Origin of the sequence: Pseudotabrizicola alkalilacus (assembly GCF_003443995.1) — a bacterium.
Taxonomy (GTDB): Bacteria; Pseudomonadota; Alphaproteobacteria; order Rhodobacterales; family Rhodobacteraceae; genus Pseudotabrizicola; species Pseudotabrizicola alkalilacus.
In genome coordinates this window covers 23,358-45,951 of sequence record NZ_QWEY01000012.1, presented here as the reverse complement: position 1 = coordinate 45,951, position 22,594 = coordinate 23,358, and the positions used below count along the sequence as shown (strand labels likewise).

The following is a 22,594-nucleotide window of genomic DNA, read 5'->3' as shown; positions in this document are numbered from 1 at the left end:
TCCTGGTCCGAATGATAAAAGGCGCGAAGCGGCATCAAGGCACCGCTTTGCGAGAACATCCCCTGTTCAATATAGACCCAGATCGCGCAGAACCGCAGGCCATGCAGAGATCCGCTGCCGGGCTTTGTCGGGGTCTCGCCCTGCCACCGCGTGAGTAACCAGATTGAGGAGCGTTGCCAAAGGCCCGGTGCTTTCCAGAAAAGCCCCCGCCTTGGTCGAGGCATGAAAGACAAAGGGCGTGTGTACCTGCGCCCAGGTGTTTAGCTCGTCGGTGATCACCACGACCTCGATCCCAAGTCCCCGCGCGGTGCGAACGACGGTCTCTGCCTCGCGCGCGTAGGGAACCATATCCACCAGAACCAGCGTCCTTTTCTCGTCAACCCGCCGTCGCGATGGCACCCATTCGACCAGCCCGCCATCATGTGCCGACAAAAACCGGACCGACCCACGCACGATACCCAGCCGCCGCGCGAAATCTTCGGCCAGCCCCCGGACCGTCTGGAAACCGGTGACAAAAACCTCATCGGCCTCGTCTATGACCGTGACCGCAGCTTCCCATTCGCTCCGTGAGATCTGGGTGCCAAGGCTCAGGATAGCATCGGCGTCGCGACGCAAAAGAGTGCCAAGCTCTCCCTCCAGCAACCGAATGTAGCGATCCGCCGCGTGGATATGCAGCTTGGCGGCTGGCGACCCGATTTCAGCTTTCAGTTCGGCCATCCCGCGAAAGCCGATCCGGCGCAGGAAACGGCTGACCGTGATCTCACTCACACCGGTCTTGGCCGCGATGGATGTCCCCGTTTCCAGTGCCAATGTCGCCTCGTTCAGCAAAAACCACTGAGCGATCATTGCCTCGGATTTGGTCAAATCGGCCTGCATGCTGCGCAATCTTGCAGCAAGAGCGGTTTCATCGGGCTCTCGGGTAGCTTCGCGCATGACAATGTTTACAGCATTATTTGTGAATGTTAGCCTTCTGTCACAAATACCACGCCCGAGTCGCCGACGCAATCACATCAAACGCGCCGACGCAAAGAGGCAGCAACCGGGAGAGATGTAATGAATACCAAAGCAACAGGCCTTGCGTTTACGCTTTCACTGATGGCGGGTGCAGCGGCTGCAGAAGGATCATTGGCGCTATACAACTGGGGGGACTACATCAACCCCGACGTTCTGACCAAATTCACCGAAGAAACCGGCATAGCCGTAACCCTCGACACATATTCTTCGAACGAGGAAATGCTGGCCAAGATCCAGGCGGGGGCGACGGGTTATGATATTGTGTTCCCGTCCGTCCACATGAACGACATCATGATCAAGCTGAACCTGCTGGAAAAGACCGGGATCAACGCCCATCCGGATTTTGCGCGCATTGACCCCGCATTCCTGCGTGCCAAGGAAGATCCCGCTTCGGAATACTGCCTGCCCTACGCCTGGGGCACGGTGGGCATTTTCTACAACGAAGACGTGACCGGCCCTATCACCAGCTGGGCCGATTTCTTTGCCGTCCCGGAAAAGACCGGCGCCAAGATCACGCTGCTGGATGACATGCGCGAAGTCATCGCCATCGGCAGCATCATGACCGGCACGCCGGTCAACAGCGCCGATCCGGAGGCGGTAAAAGCGGCGACCGACTATGTGTTGTCGCACAAGGCCGCGATCTCGGCTTTTACCTACGAAGTGCCGCCACTGCTGTCCTCGGGTGATATCGCAGCCGGGCAGTTCTTTGTCGGCGGCAACGTGTTCTTTACCGAAACGCCGAACATCAAATACATCATCCCAGCCGAAGGCGGCACGATGTATCAGGAAAATATCTGCGTTCTGGCCAGCGCGCCGAACAAGCAAAACGCACAGAAGTTCATGGAGTTCTATCTGCGCCCCGAGATCGCGGCCCTGAACGTGGCCCAACAGTTCAATGGCACGCCGAACCTGCCCGCAAACGCGTTGACGCCGGAATTCATAAAGGCCAATCCAAATATCAACGTGCCCGCCGAAACCATGGCCCGGCTGCAGATCTTTGAAGACATCGGCGCCGCGCTGCGGGTTTACGACCGCGCGTGGAACACGATCCGTACCGCGCAATAAATGGCTCCGCTTCTGGAAATCCGGGCGGCGCGCCGTGACTTCGCAACGCCGGAAGGCGGCAAGATCTGCGCACTCGATGGCGTCGATCTTGACGTGGATGCAAACGAGTTCGTAACGCTTCTGGGGCCATCCGGCTGCGGCAAGACCACGCTTTTGCGCGCAATCTCGGGGTTCGAGATGTTGGACAGTGGCACGATACGGCTGGGGGGCACCGATCTGACAGGGCTGCCCCCTTTCCGACGCCCAGTAAACACCGTCTTCCAGAGTTATGCGCTGTTCGGGCATATGACCGTGGCGCGCAACGTGGGTTATGCGCTGGAAGTGGCAGGCGTGGCAAAGGCCCAGCGGGAGGCCGAGGTGGCCGAAACGCTGGAAAAGGTCGGTCTTGGCGGCATGGGAGCACGCAAGCCCGGCCAGCTTTCGGGTGGCCAACGCCAGCGCGTGGCATTGGCGCGGGCCATCATCGCCAAACCCCGGCTGTTGCTTCTGGACGAACCGCTCTCTGCCCTCGATCGCAATTTGCGTCAGCAGATGCAGATCGAGCTCAAAAGCCTGCAACACCGGCTTGGCATCGCGTTCATCTTTGTGACCCACGATCAGGAAGAGGCATTGACCATGTCCGACCGTATTGTGGTCATGCGCGCGGGTGGAATCCAGCAGATTGGAACCCCGCGCGACATCTATCGCCATCCCCGCAATCGCTTTGTGGCCGAGTTTATCGGCGAGACAAACCTCTTTTCCGTGACAGTGGACCGGGTAGAGGGCGGCACCGCCCTGACCCGCACGGCCGAAGGGGTGCAAGTGCTGCTGCCTGCCGACGGACGCAAGACAGGCGAACGGCTGACCGCGATCCTGCGACCCGCCGACTTTACAATTGCCGCGCAGGGTATTCTTGGCACTGTCGCGCGGGCGGTCTACCTTGGCCCGGACCTGCATCTCAGCGTCACGCCAGACTGCGGGGGGCCAGATATCAGCGTTATCGTCCGCGACGGTCTGGGGGTCGGCGAAGGCACGCGCCTGCACCTCGCCCATGATCCTGCCCGCGTGCATGTGCTGGAGGGCGGCTGATGGCTCTGCGCCGCCAATCGGTGATCCTTGGCGCCTTGCTTGCGCCAGTCACGCTGTTCCTCGGCGTGTTCTTCGTGCTGCCGCTGTTGATCATTGCAGTCTTCTCCTTTCTGACGCCGGGCCTTTATGGCGGGGTTGAATGGGCTTTCTATCACTGGAACTACGGCCGTATCTTCGGCTGGGCCGACGGGATCATAGAGCTTTACGAGCCGATCTACCTGCGCATCCTGCTGCGGTCGCTGACCTTTGCTGCGCTGACGGTGATCGTAACGCTGATCCTGTGCTATCCGGTGGCCTTCTGGGTCAGCCGCCTGCCGGATCGCTGGCGGCTGGCGTTTCTGTTCCTGATTACGCTGCCGTTCTTTTCCAGCCTGATCGTGCGGCTTTACGCGTGGCTTTTGATTCTGAAGCCGACCGGTCTGTTCAATTCGGTTCTGCTAAAGCTTGGGCTGATCGGACAACCCCTCGAAATTCTCTACACACCAACAGCGGTGGTGCTGGGGATGGTTTACGTCATGATCCCCTTCATGTTCCTGCCGCTTTACGCCTCGGTCGACAATCTGGACCGCGCGCAGGTCGAAGCGTCGCTGGATCTTGGCGCCAACCGGGTGCAGACCTTTGTCAAGGTTGTGGTGCCGCAGACCCTGCCCGGCATATTGGGCGGCGCGGTGATCGTCTTCATCCCCTCGGTCGGCAATTTCATCGTACCGGATGTGCTGGGCGGAGCGAAAGGGCTGATGGTTGGCAATCTGGTCGAACAACAGTTCCTGTCATCACGCAACTGGCCCTTTGGATCGGCGCTGTCGATGATCATCATGGCGGTCGTCCTGACGGTTCTGCTGATAGCCGTCGCGCGGGCAAGGAAAGGCAGCGGCAATGCGTAACCCTTGGGGATGGATCGCCCTGACCGGCTTTTCACTGCTTTTCTTCGCCTTTATCTATGCGCCGCTGTTGGTGATCATCGGCTATTCCTTCAATGCAAACCCCGTCAACATGATGATCTGGGAAGGCTTCACGCTAGACTGGTATGCTGGGCTTTTCGGCCTGTCAGACCGCGCGACCGGCGTGGGCAACCGGGCTGCATATATCGAAAGCACCGACCAGATGCTGGCCGCGCTACGCACCTCGCTGACCGTGGCGGTGTTCACCACCACAATCTCGACGGTGATCGGCACCGCCACAGCGATCGCACTGGCCCGCTACCGGTTCCGGGGGCGGGGATTTTACAACGGGTTCCTGATGCTACCCATGATGATGCCAGACATCGTGCTGGGCATCGGCCTGCTGATCTTTTTCGTGACATTGGGAATGCAGTTGTCGCTTGTGACCATCATCATCGGCCACTGCACTTTCCTGACATCCTATGTCTTCATCATCGTGCAGGCCCGCATCGCTGGGCTTGACCCCGCGCTGGAAGAGGCTTCAGCCGATCTGGGAGCCAGTGAATGGACCACGCTGCGCAAGGTGCTGTTGCCCCAGCTTGCCCCCGGTATCATGGGCGGTGCGCTTCTGGCCTTTGTCATCTCGATGGATGATCTTGTGATCACCTATTTCATCTCTGGTGTCGGTGATACGACGCTGCCGGTCTTCATCTTCGGGATGATCCGACGAGGCGTGAAGCCAGAGATCAACGCCATCGCCACACTGATCATTCTTGCCTCGGTGATCATCGCCGCTCTTGGCCTGTGGCTTCGTTCCAGAAAGACTGACTGACATGACTGCCACCCCAAAGCCTCGTGCCCGCGATCTTGGCCTGCCATTCCCCGGCACACCGGGTCAGTTCAACGCCATCACGGACGTACCGGGAGTAGAGGTCGGATTTTGCACCTTGACCGACCCGGCACGCAAGATGCGCACCGGCGTAACCGCCATCCTGCCCCGCCCTGGCACGACAGCGCAGCCGGTCTGGGCCGGACAATATGCCCTGAACGGCAATGGTGAAATGACGGGCTCACACTGGATCAATGATGCCGGCTATTTCCTGGGGCCGATCCTGATCACCAACACCCACGGTGTCGGCGCTGCGCATCATGGGGCGACGCGCTGGATGATTGATCACTATGCCGAATATTTCCGCAAGGAACACGCATGGGCAATGCCAGTGGTGGCTGAAACCTATGACGGCGTGCTGAACGACATCAACGCGCTGCATATCACGCCGGAACATGCTCTTGCTGCCCTGAATGCCAGCGCCTCCGGGCCGGTTGCCGAAGGCTCGACCGGCGGCGGCAACGGCATGATCGCCTATGAGTTCAAGGGTGGCACCGGAACCTCGTCCCGCCGCATCCTGATCGGTGGACAGGATTATACCGTGGCGGCGTTCGTGCAGGCGAACCACGGTCTGCGCCCCTGGCTGACCATCCTTGGCCGCCCGGTTGGCCGGTTGATGCCAGAGGGCGCGCTCCACACGGCTGAAATGGGGTCGATCATCGTGATCCTCGCCACGGATGCACCGCTCTCCGGTCTGTCGCTGCGCCAGCTTGCCAAGCGCGCCGCCATCGGGATCGGTCGCGGCGGCACGCCCGGTGGCAACAACTCGGGCGACATCTTTCTGGCATTTTCGACCGCCAACGAAGGCCCGATGCCACAACATGCACCACCCGTCCTGACGAAACAAGAACTGAACATCGAACGCATTGATCCGCTTTACCTCGCCAGCGTAGAGGCCATCGAGGAAGCCGTGGTAAACGCCCTCGTCGCCGGCGAGGCGGCTGAGACCGTCAAACCACCGGGGCACGTCTGCCAGGCGCTCGACACCAAACGCTTGTGTGAAATCTTCGGGTCTTAACAGTCACGGCCAAAGGAGTTGGCTGTCGCAGACACGGATTGTCCCTCTTGCACCCGCTTGCCGATGGCTGAGACCCGGCCTCCGATCTCGCCCGCTTGATGGCGATCACTGCAGGCTGGCTTGGCAGCCCCTAAGTGCATCAGGCAGCCATACCGCCTGACTGCTGATCGTTTCTGAACAGTTCCCGGCGTTGGCGCTTCACATCGGTCGCGACGGTGGACTCCGTCTGTGATCAGCGCTCGGCCGTTACAACTTGCTGCAGCACCTGCTCAACGACGATGAGGCTGGTCGGAACGTGAATGTCATTTGGCACGAGAAGGCACCAAATGACGACCCGGTCGCAGCTTTCACCCTGACGTTGCCCCTCCACCTCATCCAGTTGAGGTAGACTCTGGCCCAACCGAAAGGACCGGAACGGCGCATCCCAGATTGTCGAACTGGTCACGGGGGAGGAAGAACGCAATGCCTGCTGGGCGAACTTACGCCGCCGCGATGAGGTCTGGCACAATGCCGCGGTCGAGATTTGACTGGTGAACTGGCAGGCGGTCTGCCAGCGCATCCTGATGCGCCGCAGCAGCATCGGCGAGATCAGGTGTGGGCCGCATGCCTTCACGGTCGAGGTGCGGGCGCTGGCACCCTTCCCGGCCGCGCGGAGACCGAAATCGGCACCGGGGTCGAAGGCCACAATCGCGGCATAATCCACATCTGCCTGATCGGGCAGCGCGGGTTCGGCCATCACCGATCCCTTCGAGCGGAACTTCATCGCCGCCCAGGATCGTGCGCTCGGCAGCCTGATCGACACGATCCTGATCAGGGCCACGATGGTCGCATTGCGCGCTTTCGGACCGGTGCGAACGATACAGGCGAGGTTGGCGGCGGCGGGAAGTGGTCCGTCACGATGTCGAAACCGGGTTCAATATGCCGACCGTTCAGAAGAATGACACCCAGTCCGGCACGGATGGCTGAAGTCATGCCAGCAATGCTCGCGCATTCCATCATGATGCGGAACCCTGCCCCCGGTAGCGGTGCACGGTGCAGTGCCCAGTCGCGGTAGAAACAGTCGACATCGAAGGCCAGCAGTGGCATCGGGCGCCCCATGTCCAGTGCCAGTTCAGGCGATTTGACCCAGTTCAGGCTGTCTTCGAACAGCGTCACGTCGTCTGGCCGACGATCGTCAGCAAACACCTGAAAGACTCCTGCATCCAGCGCACCCCGGTCCAGCCGACCCGCGCTCACCCCGCTCTGCGCGACGCTGATCTGCACCGAGATTGCGGGGTAGAGACGGGTGAACCGCCCGAGGACGCAGGACACCCCGCTGCTCGTCATGTCCTCGGTTACACCCAATCTTATCCGGCCGCTCAGAGGCTCGGTGCTCAGGGCATGAAGCGCCTCGTCCTGCAGGGCGAGGATCCGGCGTGCATAGCAAAGCAGCTTCTCACCCTCCCGCGTGAAACGGGGCTGGCCCGTCCGACGGTCCACCAGGTCGCAGCCAAGTACGTCCTCCAACCTCTTGATCTTGTGAGAAACCGCCGATAGCGACAGCGCAAGCGCAGCGGCGGCGCGGGATACGCCGCCTTGATTCTAAATCGCACAAAGGGCCTGAAGTGCCCCGATTTCCAGCCGTGTCATGATCACCGACATGACACATTTCGATCACTCTCGTCAAAAACCTCGTTTTACCGCAAGCAAAGGGCGAACTATCCTGAGGGCTGAATGCAAGTATGTAGAGCCCCCATGAACCAGCTCATCACGGAACAGGTCATCGTGAACGGCCAGCAGAAGCCACAGAGAAGGCGCGTCTGTTGTCTTTCTTCAAGGCACGCCATCCTCATCCCTGATCTGGCGCAACATTGCACCGCGCGTCGTGCAGCAGGGATTCCGCACCCATGTCTTCGATCTTCTGGGCTTTGGCCTGTCAGAACGTCCCCTGGACCCACAGGTTGATACCTCGATGTCGGCTCAGGTGGGTGGGTTTGGTTAGGTGCTTCCAGCCACTAACAATGTTTGTCCCGAAAACTGTCAGCGACGTGGCAGAGCCACCGTGCCGACATGACACCACGCCCATCGCATGTGACGTGACACTTGCGGGGATGGGCCGGGATCACCTCACCCAACCCACCCACCCTAACCAGACAGATCGTCAACGGGCGGCAAAGCTCGGGACGGTCCGTGGAATTATCAGCACCTTTGGGAGCAGCCGGGCGGTTCCTTTTGGGCCAATCCGTATGTGGGGGAGCGCAGCGCATGTGGATCGCAATCGGCGCCAAGGACTGGGCGCCGAAGATCGAATACCCCCGCGTCCGCATCGTGCGCTTCCGAGAGCCCTACCTGACGAATGGCATCGAGACCAGTTCCCCCGCGCCGACGATCAGCGCCGTGGCGAGGCCGCGCACCGACAGGGCAACGACGGCCAACCCGGCCACCCAGCGACCCGCCATGAAGGCAGCGAAGGTCGCGGCATAGGTAGCAAGCCGGGCGAGGTTGTCGAAGACCATGGTGATTGCGCCGCCGATGGGCCCGGTGCCGCGCGCCATGTCGGCCAGAGCGTTCGCCACCTTCTCCAGCGCCGGGACGACGGCGGCGGTCAGGCGGTTGGTCAGGCCCAGCCAGATCAGGCTCAGCTTGGCGACGGCATCGCCGGTGCGTTCGATCTGCGTCGCGTCGGCCGCGCTGACCGCCACCCCGAAGTCCTGCACGTCCTGTGCGGCCTCGCGCAGCGTAGCGGAGTCGATGCGCAGGAACGCCAGTGCGGCGCGATCGCCGAACAAGTCCGAAGCCACGGCAGCGCGTTCTGCTTCCGGAACGAACTGGTTCAGTGCCTCCTGAATGGCGACGATGCGCTGGTCGAGCGGCAAGGCCTGTAGTTCGGCGGCTGTCAGGTTCAGCCTCTGCAGTGCCCCCACCGCCGAGCCTGATCCGGCAGCAGCTTCGGAAAGCCGCGTGGTCAGCTTCTTGGTGGCCTGTTCGATCTCGCCCATTGAGACACCGGCCAGTTCCCCGGCCCATGTCAGCACTTGCAGGCTTTCCACAGTGGTGCGGAGCGAGGCGGCCATGTCCGCCTGCGCGCCGATGACGTCGAGCCCCAAGCGGACCATCGCCACACCCGCAGCGGCAGCAGCGGCGGTAACCGCCGCCAGCGCAATCCCGGCTTTGCGGGCGAAGCTCCCGAGGCGGGCGTTGGCCAGTTCCATCTCGGAGGACAGACGACCGAAACCCCGCGTGCCCGCCTCACCGATCCCTTCCAGCTCGGCCCGGACCTGACGGCCGCCTTCCGCGACCAGTCGGACTGAGACACGCTTTTCGGCCATAGGTCAGCAGCCTTGATATTCGGGGGTGTTTGTCTTACGTTATCTGCATCGATCAAGGAGACGTATGATCATGTCCGAGACTGCGACCCTGTCCTCGAAGTTCCAGATCTCGATCCCCAAGGCGATCCGGGCCGCGCAACACTGGGAAGCGGGGCTGACCTTTGCCTTCATTCCCAAGGGCACGGGCGTTCTTCTGGTGCCGGTCCCGAAGCGGGAGGCGCTGAAAGGTTTCGCGCACGGAGCGTCTGCCACGGAGTACCGTGACCGCGCAGACCGAGTCTGATGATCCTCGTCGATACCTCGGCCTGGATCGAATGGCTGATCGGATCCCTAACCGGCGAGAAGCTGGCTGAACATCTGCCCGAACAGGCCGACTGGCTGGTGCCAACCATGGTGCAACTGGAACTGGCGAAGTGGCTGGCGCGCGAAGTTGGCGAGGACAAGGCGGATCAGGTGATCGCCTTCACGCAGGTCTGTCAGGTCGTGCCGCTCGACACCGAGATCGCTCTGGCCGCCGCCGAAGCCTGCCGGGCCCACAAGCTGGCCACGGCAGATGCCATTGTCTGGGCAACCGCCCGTTCGCGTCGCGCGGCGCTGCTGACCTGCGATACGCATTTCAAAGACCTGCCGGGCGTGACGCTGGTCGAAAAGATCAAGGTCTGAACCCGCCCCCGTCGTCTGAGGCGATCTGTTCATTCAGCTTGCGCACCGGCAACAAAACTTTCTCGGGTACGCTGACCGCGTCAGGCACCGTCACGGTTTCGGCGGCCGCGGCAGCGATTGGCACGACGACGACGACCGCTACCTACGGCATGGGCACTGGGGCGACGACCACCGGCGTCACCAAGACCGTGAACCTCGGCACCGGCGGCGCATCCGGATCGACCACCGTCGTCAACATCGGCTCGACCACGGCGGGGGCCGCAGGCACGACGGTCGTGAACACGCCGACCGTCACCTTCGCCAATGCGGTGACACAGGTCGGCATGCCCCAGGCCAACCTGACCGCGCAGCTTCTCGGCCTCGGTGGCGCGACGGCCGACAGCTACAACCGTCTGTCGATGAACACCCCGGCGGTGCTGATCAACAACGCAGGCGCCGGGATCGAGGCGACAGTGGCCGCCGCGTGTCGCAGCCGACATCGCCGCCGAACTCGGGGCCGAGCCGCATGCCGTTGAACAAGTGCTGATGCGCTACCTGCGCCGCCATCTGGCCGAAATGTCGGAGGTCAAAGTTGAACTTCGCTAGTTTTGAGGGGGCCGAGGATATCGCCATCGCCTGGGCGCGGGGATTGGCGCCCGATCCGGCCCAGACCGTGGCCGAATGGGCCGACCGACACCGCATCCTGTCGTCGCGGGCTGCGTCCGAGACCGGGCCCTATCGGACCAGCCGGACGCCTTACCTCAAGGCGATCATGGAGGCCCTGTCGCCGAACAACCCGGCGCAGCGGGTGGTGTTCATGAAGTCGACGCAGGTTGGGGCGACCGAGGCCGGGAATAACTGGATCGGCTTCTGCATCCACCGTGCGCCGGGACCGATCCTGGCGGTGCAGCCAACGACCGATCTGGCCAAGCGCCTCAGCCAGCAGCGGATCGAACCCCTGATTGAGGAAAGCCCCGATCTGCGGGCCCTCGTTCTGCCCGCGCGGTCGCGTGACGCCGGAAACACGGTGCTGGCCAAACGTTTCCCCGGCGGCCAGTTGGTGCTGACCGGGGCAAACTCGGCCGTCGGCCTGCGGTCGATGCCCGCCCGCTGGCTGTTTCTGGACGAGGTCGACGCCTATCCGGGCGATCTCGAGGGCGAAGGTGACCCGGTGGCGCTGGCCGAGGCCCGCACCGACAGCTTTGGCCACCGCAAGAAAATCTTCCTGGCCTCGACGCCCACGATCAAGGGCCTCAGCCGGATCGAGCGGGAGTTCGAATTGACCGACCAGCGCCGCTACCACGTCCCCTGCCCCCATTGCGGCGGGCTGCAATGGCTGAAGTTCGAACGGCTGCGCTGGGAGAAGGGGCGGCCAGAGACCGCGGCTTACCTGTGTGAACATTGCGAGGCGCCGATCGCCGAACGGCACAAGACATGGATGATGGATGAGGAGAACGGGGCCGACTGGCTGCCGACCGCCGCTCCGGACGTGCAAGCCTCGGCCGAAACCGCGGGCGTGATCGGGTTTCATATCTCGGGGCTCTATTCACCGTTGGGGTGGCTCTCCTGGGAGGAGATCGCGCGGCGCTGGGATCAGGCACAGGGCAACGACTCCGCCCTGAAAACCGTGAAGAACACCGTCCTCGGGGAAACCTGGGCGGAACGGGGCGAAGCGCCGGACTGGCAGCGGCTTTATGAGCGGCGCGAAGATTGGCAATTGGGCCGTGCCCCTGCCGGTGTGCTGATCCTGACCGCCGGGATCGATGTCCAGCGCGACCGGATCGAGATCGACGTCTGGGGTTGGGGGCGAAACTTGCGCTCTTGGCTCGTCGATCATGTGGTTCTGGAAGGCGACACCGCCCGGGCCGAGGTCTGGGCCGATCTGAACGAGTTCCTCGGCATGACATGGGAACACGCCTCCGGCGCCCGAATGGCACTGGCACGGGTGGCGATCGACTCCGGCGACGGGGCCACGACCGACGCGGTCTATGCCTGGGTGCGCCAGGCCGGGCACGGGCAGGTGATCGCCGTCAAGGGCGTGGCCGGATTTGACCGATCCACCCCGGTCGATGGTCCCACCTACGTCGAAACCACCGAAGGCGGCCGCAAACTCCGGCGTGGTGTCCGGCTTTGGAAAGTGGCAGGCGCCGTGTTCAAGGCCGAGACCTACCGTTTCCTGCGCCTGGCCGCGCCGACGGACGAGGAACGGGCGGCCGGGGCCGATTGGCCCGCGGGCTTTGTCCATATCCCGAAAGGCACCACGGCCGAATGGGTGAAGCAGCTGACCTCCGAGCAGCTGGTCACCCGCAAGACCCGCACCGGCTATCAGAAGCTCGAATGGGAACAGACCCGGGAGCGCAACGAGGCCCTCGACTGCCGGGTTTATGCCCGCGCCGCCGCCTGGCTGATGGGCATCGATCGCTGGGACAACGCCCGCTGGGAAGCGCTGGAAGAACAGATCGGGCCAGCAAGGCCTGCCACCACCCCCGCCGGTCAACCTGACCGACCGCAACCGCAATCTGCCCCGAAGCGGCCAACCGGCTGGCTTGGGCCCCGACGTGGAAAATGGCTCTGATGTCCTTCTCGCAAGCCGAACTTGATGCGCTACGCCGCGCCTACGCTGCCGGGGCCTTGGTGGTGGAATATGACGGGCGGCGGCTGACCTATGGCAATGCCGCCGATCTTCTAGCCCGCATCCGCTTCATCGAAGGCCAGATGGCCGCCAGTTCCGGCGGGTCGCGCCCTGTCGCGGGCAAGGCCAGCTTCAGTCGGGGCCGCACATGAAACCCACCCCACCCGATGTGCCTTGGGGCGTGATCGATCGGATAGTCGCCACGGTTGCGCCCCGCACGGCCGCGCGGCGCTATGCCGCCCGGGTGGCGATCGCCAATCTGCGCCGCGGCCATGATGCCGCCGCCCGTGGCCGTGGCACGGATGGCTGGCGCGCGGGCAGCACGGCCGCCGACGCGGAAATTGCCGTCGCAGGCGGAGCGCTGCGCGACCGGATGCGCGATCTCGTTCGCAACGACCCGCTCGCCGCCAAAGCCGTGCAGGTTTTGGTGTCAAACATCGTCGGCACAGGCATTCGTCCCCGGGCCGCGGCGGCCGATCCGGCGCTGAACAAGCTTGCCGATGATCTTTGGAAGCGCTGGGCGCCGCGGGCTGATGCCGATGGGCATACCGATTTCCACGGCCTGACCGCCCTTGCCGTGCGCGAAATGATCGAAGGCGGCGAAGTGTTCGCCCTGCGCCGTCGCCGCCGCGCCAGTGATCGCCTCGCCTCCCCGGTGCAGATCCAGCTCAACGAGGCCGATCACCTCGACGGGGCCAAGTTTGACAACCGGCCGGATGGTGGGCGGATCGTTCAGGGGATCGAATACGACGCGCTGGGCCGTCGCCGGGGCTACTGGGTGTTCCCCGACCATCCGGGCGATGCGATGCCGGTCTTTGGCCGCCGGTTTGAATCTTTGCGGGTCGGAGCGGAAGGCGTCGCCCATCTCTTCGAACGCCAGCGGGTGCAGAACCGCGGCGTGCCTTGGGGCGTGCCTGCAATGAGGGCCCTGCGCGAGTTGGGCGACTGGCAGACGGCCGAACTGGTGCGGAAGAAGATCGAGGCCTCGATGGTGGGCTTCGTCTTTGGTGCCGACGAGGATCAGCAATCCATGGCGCCGGTGGTCCAGGATGCCGATGGCAACCGGATCGAACAGTTCGAGCCCGGCTTGATCGGCTATGTCCGGAACGGCAAGGACATCAAGTTCAACACGCCCGCCTCGACCTCGGGCATCTATGAATGGAACCGGGTGCAGCAGCACATCATCTCGGCCGGGTTCCGGGTGCCCTATGAGCTGATGACCGGCGACTTGAGCCAAGTGAACTTCGCCTCCTCCCGCGTGGGCCTGCACGAGTTCCGCCGGATGGTGGAGGCAGTCCAGTGGCAGGTGGTGATCCCGATGTTCTGCCAGCGCATCTGGGACTGGGTGATGGAGGCCGCTTGGACAGCCGGTAGCCTGCCGCAACCGGAGATCGCGGTCGAATGGGCCCCGCCCCGGTTCGAAAGCGTGAACCCGCTGCAGGACGTGACTGCCGATCTGTTGGAGGTCCGCGCCGGGTTCTCCACCCCCGCCCAGCAGATCGCACGCCGCGGCTATGACCCCCGCGAGGTTGTCGAGGAATGGCAGAAATATGCCGCTCTCTTCGATCAGCTGGGCCTGATCTTCGACGCCGATCCCCGCCGCGTCAGCCGCGCGGGTCTGGCGCAAGCCGTGGACGCAGGCGGCAGCAGCCCGCCCCCCGGCGAAAGGTAACCACCATGCCCCCGGAAACCCTGAACCTCCCGCTGATCACGCGGGAGGCCTCGCTGCGGCTTGTCCGCGGCGAGGGCGACGACATGACGATCGACGTGATCTGGACCACCGGCGCCACCGTCCAGCGGCGGCGCTATGAGGGCTGGGACGATGTCGTCGAATATGACGAAGAACTGGTCGTCACCCCCGGCGCGGTGCGGATGGAACGCCTGAATGCAGGCGCGCCGTTCCTCGACTCGCACCGATCCTGGGGGCTGGAATCCGTCGTGGGCGCCGTCCTGCCCGGCACAGCGCGGATCGAGGGCGGCCAGGGCTCTGCCCGGGTGCGGTTGACCTCGGCGCCGGATGCCGCCCCGATCGTCCAGCGGATCATGGATGGCACGGTCTCGGCCGTCTCCGTCGGCTACAGGGTCCACCGCTACGACATCACGAAAGCCCAAGGCCAGCGCGAGTTGTGGCGGGCCATCGACTGGGAGCCGATGGAAATCTCCGCCGTCGCCATGCCCGCCGATCCCGGGGCGCATATCCGCAGCACCGATGCGCGACCTGAAACTCTGACCCCCTGCCTCCTGACCCGGGCCGATGCGCCCGCCCTTTCCCCGAACCAGACGAGGACCACCATGCCCGAGACCCAGATCCCCGAAGTCGACGCGTCCGCCGAAACCCGCGCCGCGCCCGTCACGCCGCCTGCGGCAGACCCCAGCCCTGATGCCATTCGCACGGAGGCAAACCGCGCCGCGGCCGAGGTGCTGGCACTTTGCGAACGCCACGCGCTGGGCGCAGGCTTTGCCGCCGACCTGATCCGCCGCGGCCTCTCGCTCGACGCCGCCCGGGCTGCGATCCTCGACAAGCTGGCCGACGCCGATGCCCCGGCGGCCCGGGGATCGGAACCTGTGGCGGCGACGGCACGCCGCACCGGCGCGACCGACGCCGCCTATCGCGACGCCATGTCCGAGGCCCTGCTGCACCGCCACAACCCCGGCCGGGCGCAGTTGACAGACCGCGCCCGGGAATTCCGCGGCCTGACCCTTCTCGAACTGGCCCGCCACGCGCTTGACCGGCGCGGCATCGCCACCCGCGGCATGTCGAAGATGGAACTCGCCACCGAGGCCCTGATCGGCCGTTCGGGTCTGCACTCGACCAGTGACTTTCCCTTGATCCTGGCGAATGTCGCCAACAAGACGCTGCGCGCCGCCTATGACACCACGCCCCGCACCTTCACCGCCTGGGCGCGGCAAGCCGTCATCACCGACTTCAAGCCCGTGGCCCGCAATCAGCTCGGCGGCGCGCCAGACCTGCTGCGCGTGCCGGAATCGGGCGAGTTCACCTATGGCACGATCGGCGAAAGCCGAGAGGTCTATGCGCTGGTGACCTATGGCCGGATCGTGGGCATCACCCGTCAAACCCTGATCAACGACGATCTCGACGCCTTCACCCGTATCCCTTCAGCCTTCGGCGCCGCCGCGGCCGATCTGGAAAGCGATCTGGTCTATTCGATCTTCTCGACCAACCCGAACATGGCCGACGGCAACCCGCTCTTTCACGCCTCCCACGCCAACCTCGGCACGGCGGGCACGATTTCTGAAACCACCCTCGCCGAGGCCTATCGCCTCTTTGGCAACCAGCGGGGCCTTGAGGCCGCCAGATCAGCGTCCTGCCGCGCTACATCATCACCCCGCCCGGCGTCCGGTCGGTGGAGGCGCGCAAGAACGTCACCGCCACCATCCATTGTGCCGCAACCGCACCCGACTGGATGCGGGGGCAGCCCCTCACGGCCAAGCGCAAAGAGATCGACCGCTGGCACCGCGAAGAGCGCGGCTGGCGCAAGATCGGCTACCACCACCTGATCGATCGCGACGGTGCGATCCTGCCCGGCCGCGCCGAGACCGAAATCGGCGCCGGGCTCGAAGGCCACAACCGCGGCGTGATCCATATCTGTCTGATCGGCGGGGCCGGTTCGGCCGCCACTGATCCCTTCGAGCGGAACTTCACAGTCGCCCAAGATCGAGCCACGCGGGCCCAGATCGACGCGATCCGCGCCGAGACCGCCATTACCCGCATCACCGGTCACAACGACCACGCCGCCAAAGCCTGCCCGGGCTTCGTCGTGCGCAACTGGATCAACCGGGCCTGAAACCCATCAAAGGAGAGACCAACATGAACCTGATCAACCAACCCACTCTTCGCCCCACCCGCAAGATGGCAGCTGTCGGCTGGACGAGCCTCCTCGGCCCGATCGTGGCCGCGATCATCGCGCCCTGGCTGCCGGGGCTGTCCGAAGCCTGCGGTGGGGAGGTGGGGGCGTCCCTTGTGGCGGGTGGACTTGCGCTTGCGCAGGGGGCGGTGAACTTCGCGGCTGGGTATGTGGTTAAAGAACAGGGTAATAGGGCTTAGATCAACCAGTACAGACACGCAGACGCCACCCTGGCAACTTGCGGAACCGGGCGATAGTCGGCTAACGTCAGGAACGATCGGCCTTTCCGACGCTTAACCGGTGTCGAAAAGCTAGTAAAAGGACAATCTCACTTTGATCTTGGAGAGCATTCACGAATGGATTGATGGGATCGGCGGCCCCCGATCGAGCCTTTCCGTTGGCCCATTCGGCTCCATCGTTACTGACGTAGGAAAGCAAAGAAACGAGAACCAAGATCGCGCAGGCATACTTCGCGTTGTGTCGTCAACTAACGGTCATGGATTTATTTGCGCTGCATTGTGTGACGGCATGGGTGGTCATGCGCATGGAGCGCAGGCCGCATCTATAGGGTTGGCCAACTTTTTCTTTACGATGGTTCAAGAGAGAAAGGAATTTCCTGAGCGGCGCCTCGAACGATCCGTGCAGGCTGCAAGCGCAGCGATCCGAAAGCAGTATCCTCAAAGCGGGGCAACCATTTCCGCATGCTTGCTTGAGGCGAATCGAATAGTCAGTCTGAATGTCGGCGACTCACGCATTTATGCCTTTTCGTCACAAACTAATGCCAAGCGGTTAAAACGCCTGACCGTAGATGACACCATGGAAGAGGCATTCGGATCAGAAGGTCGAGGCCTTCTGCAGTACTTGGGCATGCAGGGACCAATCGTACCGCATATCAAAACTGTTGAAGACATGGAGGTCGGTGGGCTTCTTATCACTAGTGATGGGGCCCACATGATCGGCGACAATTTGATTGAACAGCTCCATCGAGGCGCCAAAGGCAAGGACGAACTTGTTTCTAGGATTGTTGATGTATCGAACTGGATAGGTGGTGTCGACAACGCGACAGCAATCTTCCTCGACGTAGCGGAGACTCAGGCATCCCTCAGAGGGCAAAACAATGCGGACGTCTCGATCTGGTCCAGTTCCGGCCAACTGAAGATCTCATGGTTCGGCTCGGCCGGACCAAGTCATGCCCAAGCTCCACCTGCCGCGCCACAATCAGTTCGTTCAGATATCCCTTCGACTGCCAAACCACCGGACCAAGCAGCACAATCGACTAAGTCCCCGGCAAACACACGAGAAGCGGACAAGACAAAGCCACGCAAGTCCAGGACGGGAAGCACGCGACGAAAGAAGGAAAGCCAAATCATCATGGGCTTTGGCGAAGACGGTGAGAAGTGAGCATGCTGATTTGTGGTCGATACGAAGCAACCGGAGCAATGAAACCCGGGGGCATGAGCGTAACCTATACCTGCACAGACACACGACTAGATAGATCAGTCGTAATAAAAACTCTGCAGGACAAATCTGACCCTAAGCGACTTAAGGACAAGCAAAAGGCACTTCTTAAAGTTCGATCTAATCACGTCGTTCAATTGCTCGACATACTTAGTTTTGAAAGTCACGGCAAAGTTTATGATTGCTTAGTGCTCGAACACATCGAGGGAGAGGACCTTAAAGAAGGCGAATTCGACATAGACCAGCGCTACTACTCAACACTTTGGCAAATCGCAAAGGGGCTTGAGGAAATTCATTCAGCGGGAATAGTGCATCGAGACATTAAGCCAAACAACATAAGAGTAACGAAAGATGGCCTAGTCAAAATAATCGATTTCGGACTTTCGCGAGAGGTGGGCGTAGACAACTCCACAAAGGGTGCCTACGGCTTTCTCCCCTATATGGCACCTGAGCTCCTTCAAAAGCCGCCTGTTCTGTTTACGACAGCTACCGACGTTTATTCGTTTGCTGTGCTTGCATTATCCATCGTAAAGGCGGGGCTCCCACCATCTTTGAAATGCGTCCCACCTGCTCCCGCTCCAACAGTCGTGTCTTCCCATCTGGTCGGTTTAGATGCCGTGCTGATGCCGATCCTACAGCGCTGCCTCGACGGCAACCCGGAAAATCGTCCAGCCATCTCAGATGTAGTTCAAGCTTTTGAGCGGGTACTTCTCCGCGATCGGCATCGCGCTAGAATAGTTATTGGCGGGAACATCAGCGAGATATCAAAGAGCAAAAGAATTGCAAAGCCAAATGTCAGCAATGGAAAGACGATCTTTGCGCAGATCGAGATTCGCTACGACGGAAACGGGTTCATTGTAGACAGCGTTACCGGGGTCGTGAATATCAACAATACAACAGCCGCGCCAGGAGCCAAGCTTCCGATGAGTTGTGTACTTGCATTTCAAGCACAGCCTGGTCGCTTTTACTATGCGACATTTGACGTTTCAAATCCGGAGTATCTGCCATGATCGGAACTGTGCTGGCGGAGCGGTACAAGATCACGAAAGCAATTGGTAGCGGCGGCATGCAACATGTTTTCTCTGCTCATGACATCTTGCGTGACGCCGAAGTTGCTCTGAAGTTTCCCCAAGAGGGGCAGGCCCACAAGAAATTCAAGAACAGTGCTGTAATCGCTGCAAGGGTCAACCATCACCATGTCGCAAAGACCCTTGACTACTTTGAGGTTTCAAATACGCCGCACTTGATAGAAGAGTACGCAGGTGAGGGCACTTTAGATAGTTGCATTGCCAACTACGGTTTCTTTGACCCGCATACTGCCGCGCGGTTGTTCCGTATGTTGGCGAAAGGGCTCGCTGCATCGCATCAGAAGGGAGTCGTGCATCGAGACTTGAAGCCTTCGAACGTTGTCGTGTCGGGCGGCTATCTTCTCACTTCAGTCAAGATTACTGACTTTGGCATTGCAACCCTCACAGACCAAGTGTTCGAAGAGGAGATTGCAAAGCGGGGGGACATTTCCAAAACAACATCAGGAACGGTGAAAGGGGCTCTCCCCTATATGTCCCCAGAAATGATGTTCCGAAAAAAAGGTGAGTCCGTCGGTGTCGAAGCGGATGTTTGGTCCTTGGGCGCAATGATGTTTCATCTGCTTTCCGGTGTTTTACCCTTCGGGGAGGGCTTGATCGTTCCAGCCAATGTCAAAATGAATAATAGAGAGGCTTGGCCAGCATTCATGACATCGAAGCCGGCTTTCTCAGAGCTATCGCGGGACCTTCAAGGCATAGTCGAAAGCTGCCTTAACGTTGACCCAGCCCTTCGACCGACAGCATCAGATCTGGCTGCGGCCACTGATGAGCTGGTCTACTTCAGGGGTGCGTGGAAGAATGGGACGGTCCACAATCTTGCAGGAAAGACCTTCGGCTTCATCTTGAGTGGTGGAAGGGAAGTCATGTTTCACGAAGACAGCGTTTACGGACCGAGGCAGGCTAAGGTTGGGTCCAAAGTTGTCTTCACTACGGCCCCTGGACATCCGCGAGAACGTGCATTTCCGGTCCTAGTTTGCCCCTAGTGGCGTCCCTGATCAGCCGTCGTCCCGATTGATCGCGTTCTTCTGCGGTTTTCGCGCGGCTGGCGTCCTGCCCGCGCACTATCCCGCTGATCTTGCACGCCGTTTCCGTCCGTTTGTTGACCTATTGTTGACCCGCCGTTGGGAACGCAAAAAGCCGCCCTTGGGGGCGGCTCTTAAGCTTTTGATCTATCGAGGTATTTCTGGTTGCGGGGACGCGATCTGCGAACTGTTTCGGAATGTCCAAATCGATCCTAGAGCCCTTAAGCGCTCGCGACATAACATCTTGAACATGCCCAAAAAATTTGACTTCACGCTTTGCCAAACACAACGAAGCGAAAAAATTTTCATGCCCAAATTATGCTTCCTTGATGCCAAAATGTGATCATCTTATTCCCTTTTGTGCCGCCTGCATATGATCCTCGCGCCTCAGCCAAGCATGGCCCGGCAGACCTCCTGCATGGCAGCCGGATCAAGCCGCGAGGACAGAGCATCGGCATAACGCAGTTCGGGCGTCCGCAAGGTTCACCAGGTCGCCGAAGAAGGCGAGTTCCCCGGCGCGGTGCAACGCGAGAAGCCCCTCAAGAAACAGGCGCCGGAACAACCGCGACAAAACCCGCACATGCAGGAAGAAGCCCGGGCGGCAGGGCAGCCATCTTGTGCCGTCGGGTGACAGGCCGCCGCCGGGGACGATCATGTGGATGGGCCATCTTGGATTCGACGGTTTGGCCAGGCTGATCTGCGAGGCATCGATCCATCCGGTGGATGCCTGGTTCAACCTGGCCCGGCGTCGTGTGACCGGCTTTGAACGGGGCCTTCCCACCGCATCGAACCAGCAAAGGATCTGGCACGCCTACGGGTTCTACGATCCGGACATGGTTCCGAAGATAGTCACCATCCTGCGGTTTTATCACAACTGGTTGTTGCGCGGACAGGATGCCGCCACGCCCGCGATGCGGATTGGGTTGGCCAAGGGGCTCATCTACCCGAGGGATCTGTTCGGATTTTGATCGAGCTATTCCCCAATGCTTGAATATCGTCAGATAAAATGTTATACTTCTGACAAAGGTGGTGACATGCAGTCAATCTCTGAAAAAATCCTTGTCGAAGCCAAAAGGCAGCCAGAAGGTTACGCCTTCTCCGCCAAGAGCTTACAGCATCTCGGGGAACGCGCCGCTATTGATCAAGCCCTCTCCAGACTTTGCCGCGAACGAAGCCTGTTCAGGGTAACACGAGGCTACTATGTAGTCCCGTCCGAAACCCGATTTGGACGCCACCTCCCACCAATTGAACGCGTTGTCGCCTCGATCACTGAGCAGGAAGGGGAGGTGTTTGCAAGGGGCGGAGCCGCTGCGGCCAACGTCCTCGGGATGACCACACAAGTCCCGGTCAGAATGATCTATGTAACATCAGGAACAAGCCGTAAACTTGATTTCAGTGGGATCAAGGTGGAGCTTCGGAACGCTCCCAGGTGGCAGCTCGTGAACGCAGGAAAACCTTCAGGTGAACTGGTTCGGGCACTTGAGTGGATCGGCCCAGAGCATGCAGATGAGGCTGTCCGGTCTTTTTCGGAAAGGGAACCTGGTATTGTAATGGAAGCTGCTAGGTTTGCCAGGCTTCTACCGGCTTGGCTGGCAAAGACGATAGTGGAGGCTGCGCATGCCTGAGGACTATTTCAAGCTGACGGATAAGGATGCCCGTGATCTCCTGGGTGCCGCTGCACTTCAGGTAAAAAGGCCAGACTTTCTTATAGAGAAGGACATCTGGGTTGTATGGAGCCTGAACGCGATCTTTTCCTCAAGCTTTTCCGACTCTCTCGTATTCAAGGGCGGAACGTCCCTTTCAAAAGCATTTCATGCCATCAACAGGTTCTCAGAAGATTTGGATATTACTTACAATATTCGAAAGCTTCTCAATCTGGAAGACGATGAATCGGACACCCCCGCAAGCCGATCGGCAAGCGATAAGCTCAGACGTCGCTCTGATGAGGCACTGGCGTCGTGGGTTGAGGGGCAGTGTATGCCGCACTTGCAGGCCCGACTCGACGAGTTTGGGATCGGTGGAGGTCTGATATATGAAGGCGGATCGGACCTTCGCATTGTCTATCCGTCCCGGTCGCAAGAATCTGGATATGTGAAGCCAGAGGTCCTTCTTGAGTTTGGGGGGCGATCAACGGCGGAACCCCACAATCACCACACCATCTCATGCGACATCGCGGAACATTTCAAGGACATTTCATTCCCGGTCGCCAAGGCATCAGTTATGGATGCTGAAAGGACTTTTTGGGAAAAAGCGACGGCAATATATGCATTTGTCGTTAGAGACCGCTTGGATGCAGCTCGACAATCGCGGCATTGGTATGATTTGATGATGCTCGATGACAGCGGAATCGCGAATGCCGCAATTCAAGATGATTGGCTTGCCAACCAGGTAGCCATGCACAAGTCGGTGTTCTTTCGGAGCGCAGGCGTGGACTACAACGCCGCAATCAATGGGGCTATGCGTCTTGTTCCTGAAGGTGAAGCCCTCAAGGACTTGAAGTCCGACTACGACAAGATGATCAGTGGGGGCATGATCTTCGGGACACCTCCTGAATTTGACGAAGTCATACAAAGGTGTGAATCAATATCCAATCGTATTAATCGGCGCGGTCAGCCCGAGCCGTAATGCCCACCCGCGTCGCTGCGC

22 protein-coding genes and 4 pseudogenes are annotated in these 22,594 nt (G+C 61.0%); 21 read left to right on the top strand and 5 right to left on the bottom strand.

The window, feature by feature from the left end; translation table 11 throughout:
* Positions 1 to 66: 66 nt before the first annotated feature.
* Positions 67 to 933 (bottom strand): MurR/RpiR family transcriptional regulator, encoded by an 867-nt coding sequence (locus D1012_RS18205; RefSeq protein ID WP_118155561.1) that lies wholly within the window; start codon positions 931 to 933, stop codon positions 67 to 69.
* 120 nt (positions 934 to 1,053) lie between these two features.
* Between D1012_RS18205 and D1012_RS18200 the strand changes: the two genes are divergently transcribed.
* The 5 genes from D1012_RS18200 to D1012_RS18180 are packed head-to-tail and all read left to right on the top strand — an operon-like array spanning position 1,054 to position 5,935.
* Positions 1,054 to 2,079, top strand: coding sequence for a polyamine ABC transporter substrate-binding protein (locus D1012_RS18200; RefSeq protein ID WP_118155560.1), 1,026 nt, complete (start codon positions 1,054 to 1,056; stop codon positions 2,077 to 2,079).
* On the top strand, positions 2,080 to 3,147 hold the full coding sequence (locus D1012_RS18195; RefSeq protein ID WP_118155559.1) for an ABC transporter ATP-binding protein: 1,068 nt from the start codon (positions 2,080 to 2,082) through the stop codon (positions 3,145 to 3,147).
* A complete protein-coding gene (locus D1012_RS18190; RefSeq protein ID WP_118155558.1) occupies positions 3,147 to 4,031 on the top strand; it encodes an ABC transporter permease in 885 nt (294 codons plus the stop codon). Before D1012_RS18195 ends, D1012_RS18190 begins: the two co-directional genes overlap by 1 nt.
* Positions 4,024 to 4,860, top strand: a complete 837-nt coding sequence (locus D1012_RS18185; RefSeq protein WP_118155557.1) for an ABC transporter permease — start codon at positions 4,024 to 4,026, stop codon at positions 4,858 to 4,860. The genes D1012_RS18190 and D1012_RS18185 overlap by 8 nt, the downstream gene beginning before the upstream one ends.
* A gap of 1 nt (position 4,861) precedes the next feature.
* Positions 4,862 to 5,935 (top strand): DmpA family aminopeptidase, encoded by a 1,074-nt coding sequence (locus D1012_RS18180; protein ID WP_118155556.1) that lies wholly within the window; start codon positions 4,862 to 4,864, stop codon positions 5,933 to 5,935.
* 232 nt (positions 5,936 to 6,167) lie between these two features.
* On the opposite strand, the gene D1012_RS22875 is transcribed toward D1012_RS18180, so the two are convergent.
* Positions 6,168 to 6,755: a hypothetical protein gene (locus D1012_RS22875; RefSeq protein WP_199489558.1), complete on the bottom strand. Its 588-nt coding sequence runs from the start codon at positions 6,753 to 6,755 to the stop codon at positions 6,168 to 6,170.
* Positions 6,746 to 7,477 (bottom strand): LysR family transcriptional regulator, encoded by a 732-nt coding sequence (locus D1012_RS18170; protein ID WP_199489562.1) that lies wholly within the window; start codon positions 7,475 to 7,477, stop codon positions 6,746 to 6,748. The genes D1012_RS22875 and D1012_RS18170 overlap by 10 nt, the downstream gene beginning before the upstream one ends.
* A gap of 271 nt (positions 7,478 to 7,748) precedes the next feature.
* Here D1012_RS18170 and D1012_RS23275 point away from each other — a divergent pair.
* Positions 7,749 to 7,916: pseudogene (locus tag D1012_RS23275) on the top strand (alpha/beta fold hydrolase); the annotation flags it as partial.
* Between the two features lie 364 nt (positions 7,917 to 8,280).
* Here the strand turns inward: D1012_RS23275 and D1012_RS18160 are convergent.
* A pseudogene (locus tag D1012_RS18160) lies at positions 8,281 to 9,243 on the bottom strand (phage tail tape measure protein); the annotation flags it as partial.
* Between the two features lie 70 nt (positions 9,244 to 9,313).
* Here D1012_RS18160 and D1012_RS18155 point away from each other — a divergent pair.
* From D1012_RS18155 to D1012_RS18095, 12 genes and pseudogenes are all read left to right on the top strand, one after another.
* Positions 9,314 to 9,526 (top strand): AbrB/MazE/SpoVT family DNA-binding domain-containing protein, encoded by a 213-nt coding sequence (locus tag D1012_RS18155; RefSeq protein WP_118155633.1) that lies wholly within the window; start codon positions 9,314 to 9,316, stop codon positions 9,524 to 9,526.
* Positions 9,526 to 9,906 (top strand): type II toxin-antitoxin system VapC family toxin, encoded by a 381-nt coding sequence (locus tag D1012_RS18150; RefSeq protein WP_118155553.1) that lies wholly within the window; start codon positions 9,526 to 9,528, stop codon positions 9,904 to 9,906. Before D1012_RS18155 ends, D1012_RS18150 begins: the two co-directional genes overlap by 1 nt.
* Before the next feature lie 2 nt (positions 9,907 to 9,908).
* Positions 9,909 to 10,370: pseudogene (locus D1012_RS18145) on the top strand (DUF2793 domain-containing protein); the annotation flags it as partial.
* A gap of 107 nt (positions 10,371 to 10,477) precedes the next feature.
* Positions 10,478 to 12,460 carry a phage terminase large subunit family protein gene (locus D1012_RS18135; RefSeq protein WP_118155552.1) on the top strand — a complete coding sequence of 661 codons (1,983 nt, stop codon included), beginning with the start codon at positions 10,478 to 10,480 and terminating at the stop codon, positions 12,458 to 12,460.
* A complete protein-coding gene (locus D1012_RS18130; protein WP_036640093.1) occupies positions 12,460 to 12,669 on the top strand; it encodes a phage head-tail joining protein in 210 nt (69 codons plus the stop codon). The genes D1012_RS18135 and D1012_RS18130 overlap by 1 nt, the downstream gene beginning before the upstream one ends.
* Complete coding sequence (locus D1012_RS18125; protein ID WP_118155551.1) at positions 12,666 to 14,189, top strand: phage portal protein; 1,524 nt, start codon at positions 12,666 to 12,668, stop codon at positions 14,187 to 14,189. The genes D1012_RS18130 and D1012_RS18125 overlap by 4 nt, the downstream gene beginning before the upstream one ends.
* 5 nt (positions 14,190 to 14,194) lie before the next feature.
* Positions 14,195 to 16,036, top strand: coding sequence for a prohead protease/major capsid protein fusion protein (locus tag D1012_RS18120; protein WP_233517175.1), 1,842 nt, complete (start codon positions 14,195 to 14,197; stop codon positions 16,034 to 16,036).
* The gene (locus D1012_RS18115) at positions 15,943 to 16,323 is read left to right on the top strand and encodes an N-acetylmuramoyl-L-alanine amidase (protein WP_118155632.1); all 381 of its coding nucleotides are present in this window, start codon (positions 15,943 to 15,945) and stop codon (positions 16,321 to 16,323) included. Before D1012_RS18120 ends, D1012_RS18115 begins: the two co-directional genes overlap by 94 nt.
* A 23-nt stretch (positions 16,324 to 16,346) precedes the next feature.
* A complete protein-coding gene (locus D1012_RS18110) occupies positions 16,347 to 16,583 on the top strand; it encodes a hypothetical protein (protein WP_118155550.1) in 237 nt (78 codons plus the stop codon).
* A gap of 133 nt (positions 16,584 to 16,716) precedes the next feature.
* Positions 16,717 to 17,784, top strand: a complete 1,068-nt coding sequence (locus D1012_RS18105; RefSeq protein WP_118155549.1) for a PP2C family protein-serine/threonine phosphatase — start codon at positions 16,717 to 16,719, stop codon at positions 17,782 to 17,784.
* 2 nt (positions 17,785 to 17,786) lie between these two features.
* Complete coding sequence (locus D1012_RS18100; protein ID WP_118155548.1) at positions 17,787 to 18,851, top strand: serine/threonine protein kinase; 1,065 nt, start codon at positions 17,787 to 17,789, stop codon at positions 18,849 to 18,851.
* On the top strand, positions 18,848 to 19,909 hold the full coding sequence (locus tag D1012_RS18095; RefSeq protein WP_118155547.1) for a serine/threonine-protein kinase: 1,062 nt from the start codon (positions 18,848 to 18,850) through the stop codon (positions 19,907 to 19,909). The genes D1012_RS18100 and D1012_RS18095 overlap by 4 nt, the downstream gene beginning before the upstream one ends.
* A 511-nt stretch (positions 19,910 to 20,420) precedes the next feature.
* Here the strand turns inward: D1012_RS18095 and D1012_RS18090 are convergent.
* Positions 20,421 to 20,609: pseudogene (locus D1012_RS18090) on the bottom strand (transposase); the annotation flags it as partial.
* On the opposite strand from D1012_RS18090, the gene D1012_RS18085 reads away from it, so the two are divergent.
* The 3 genes from D1012_RS18085 to D1012_RS18075 all read left to right on the top strand — a co-directional run bounded on the left by D1012_RS18085 (position 20,602) and on the right by D1012_RS18075 (position 22,573).
* Positions 20,602 to 20,916, top strand: a complete 315-nt coding sequence (locus D1012_RS18085; RefSeq protein ID WP_199489563.1) for a hypothetical protein — start codon at positions 20,602 to 20,604, stop codon at positions 20,914 to 20,916. The pseudogene D1012_RS18090 and the gene D1012_RS18085 sit on opposite strands and share 8 nt — an antisense overlap.
* Positions 20,917 to 20,982: 66 nt before the next feature.
* Positions 20,983 to 21,573 carry a DUF6088 family protein gene (locus D1012_RS18080; RefSeq protein ID WP_118155631.1) on the top strand — a complete coding sequence of 197 codons (591 nt, stop codon included), beginning with the start codon at positions 20,983 to 20,985 and terminating at the stop codon, positions 21,571 to 21,573.
* The gene (locus tag D1012_RS18075) at positions 21,566 to 22,573 is read left to right on the top strand and encodes a nucleotidyl transferase AbiEii/AbiGii toxin family protein (RefSeq protein WP_118155545.1); all 1,008 of its coding nucleotides are present in this window, start codon (positions 21,566 to 21,568) and stop codon (positions 22,571 to 22,573) included. Before D1012_RS18080 ends, D1012_RS18075 begins: the two co-directional genes overlap by 8 nt.
* Positions 22,574 to 22,594 lie beyond the last annotated feature (21 nt).

Coding starts and splice junctions, on each gene's coding strand:
- D1012_RS18120 (WP_233517175.1), top strand. CDS start 14,195: ATGCCCCCGGAAACCCTGAACCTCCCGCTGATCACGCGGGAGGCCTCG.
- D1012_RS18155 (WP_118155633.1), top strand. CDS start 9,314: ATGTCCGAGACTGCGACCCTGTCCTCGAAGTTCCAGATCTCGATCCCC.
- D1012_RS18185 (WP_118155557.1), top strand. CDS start 4,024: ATGCGTAACCCTTGGGGATGGATCGCCCTGACCGGCTTTTCACTGCTT.
- D1012_RS18125 (WP_118155551.1), top strand. CDS start 12,666: ATGAAACCCACCCCACCCGATGTGCCTTGGGGCGTGATCGATCGGATA.
- D1012_RS18080 (WP_118155631.1), top strand. CDS start 20,983: ATGCAGTCAATCTCTGAAAAAATCCTTGTCGAAGCCAAAAGGCAGCCA.
- D1012_RS18085 (WP_199489563.1), top strand. CDS start 20,602: ATGTGGATGGGCCATCTTGGATTCGACGGTTTGGCCAGGCTGATCTGC.
- D1012_RS18110 (WP_118155550.1), top strand. CDS start 16,347: ATGAACCTGATCAACCAACCCACTCTTCGCCCCACCCGCAAGATGGCA.
- D1012_RS18190 (WP_118155558.1), top strand. CDS start 3,147: ATGGCTCTGCGCCGCCAATCGGTGATCCTTGGCGCCTTGCTTGCGCCA.
- D1012_RS18150 (WP_118155553.1), top strand. CDS start 9,526: ATGATCCTCGTCGATACCTCGGCCTGGATCGAATGGCTGATCGGATCC.
- D1012_RS18195 (WP_118155559.1), top strand. CDS start 2,080: ATGGCTCCGCTTCTGGAAATCCGGGCGGCGCGCCGTGACTTCGCAACG.
- D1012_RS18100 (WP_118155548.1), top strand. CDS start 17,787: ATGCTGATTTGTGGTCGATACGAAGCAACCGGAGCAATGAAACCCGGG.
- D1012_RS18205 (WP_118155561.1), bottom strand. CDS start 933: ATGCGCGAAGCTACCCGAGAGCCCGATGAAACCGCTCTTGCTGCAAGA.
- D1012_RS18115 (WP_118155632.1), top strand. CDS start 15,943: ATGCGGGGGCAGCCCCTCACGGCCAAGCGCAAAGAGATCGACCGCTGG.
- D1012_RS18075 (WP_118155545.1), top strand. CDS start 21,566: ATGCCTGAGGACTATTTCAAGCTGACGGATAAGGATGCCCGTGATCTC.
- D1012_RS18180 (WP_118155556.1), top strand. CDS start 4,862: ATGACTGCCACCCCAAAGCCTCGTGCCCGCGATCTTGGCCTGCCATTC.
- D1012_RS18095 (WP_118155547.1), top strand. CDS start 18,848: ATGATCGGAACTGTGCTGGCGGAGCGGTACAAGATCACGAAAGCAATT.
- D1012_RS18200 (WP_118155560.1), top strand. CDS start 1,054: ATGAATACCAAAGCAACAGGCCTTGCGTTTACGCTTTCACTGATGGCG.
- D1012_RS18130 (WP_036640093.1), top strand. CDS start 12,460: ATGTCCTTCTCGCAAGCCGAACTTGATGCGCTACGCCGCGCCTACGCT.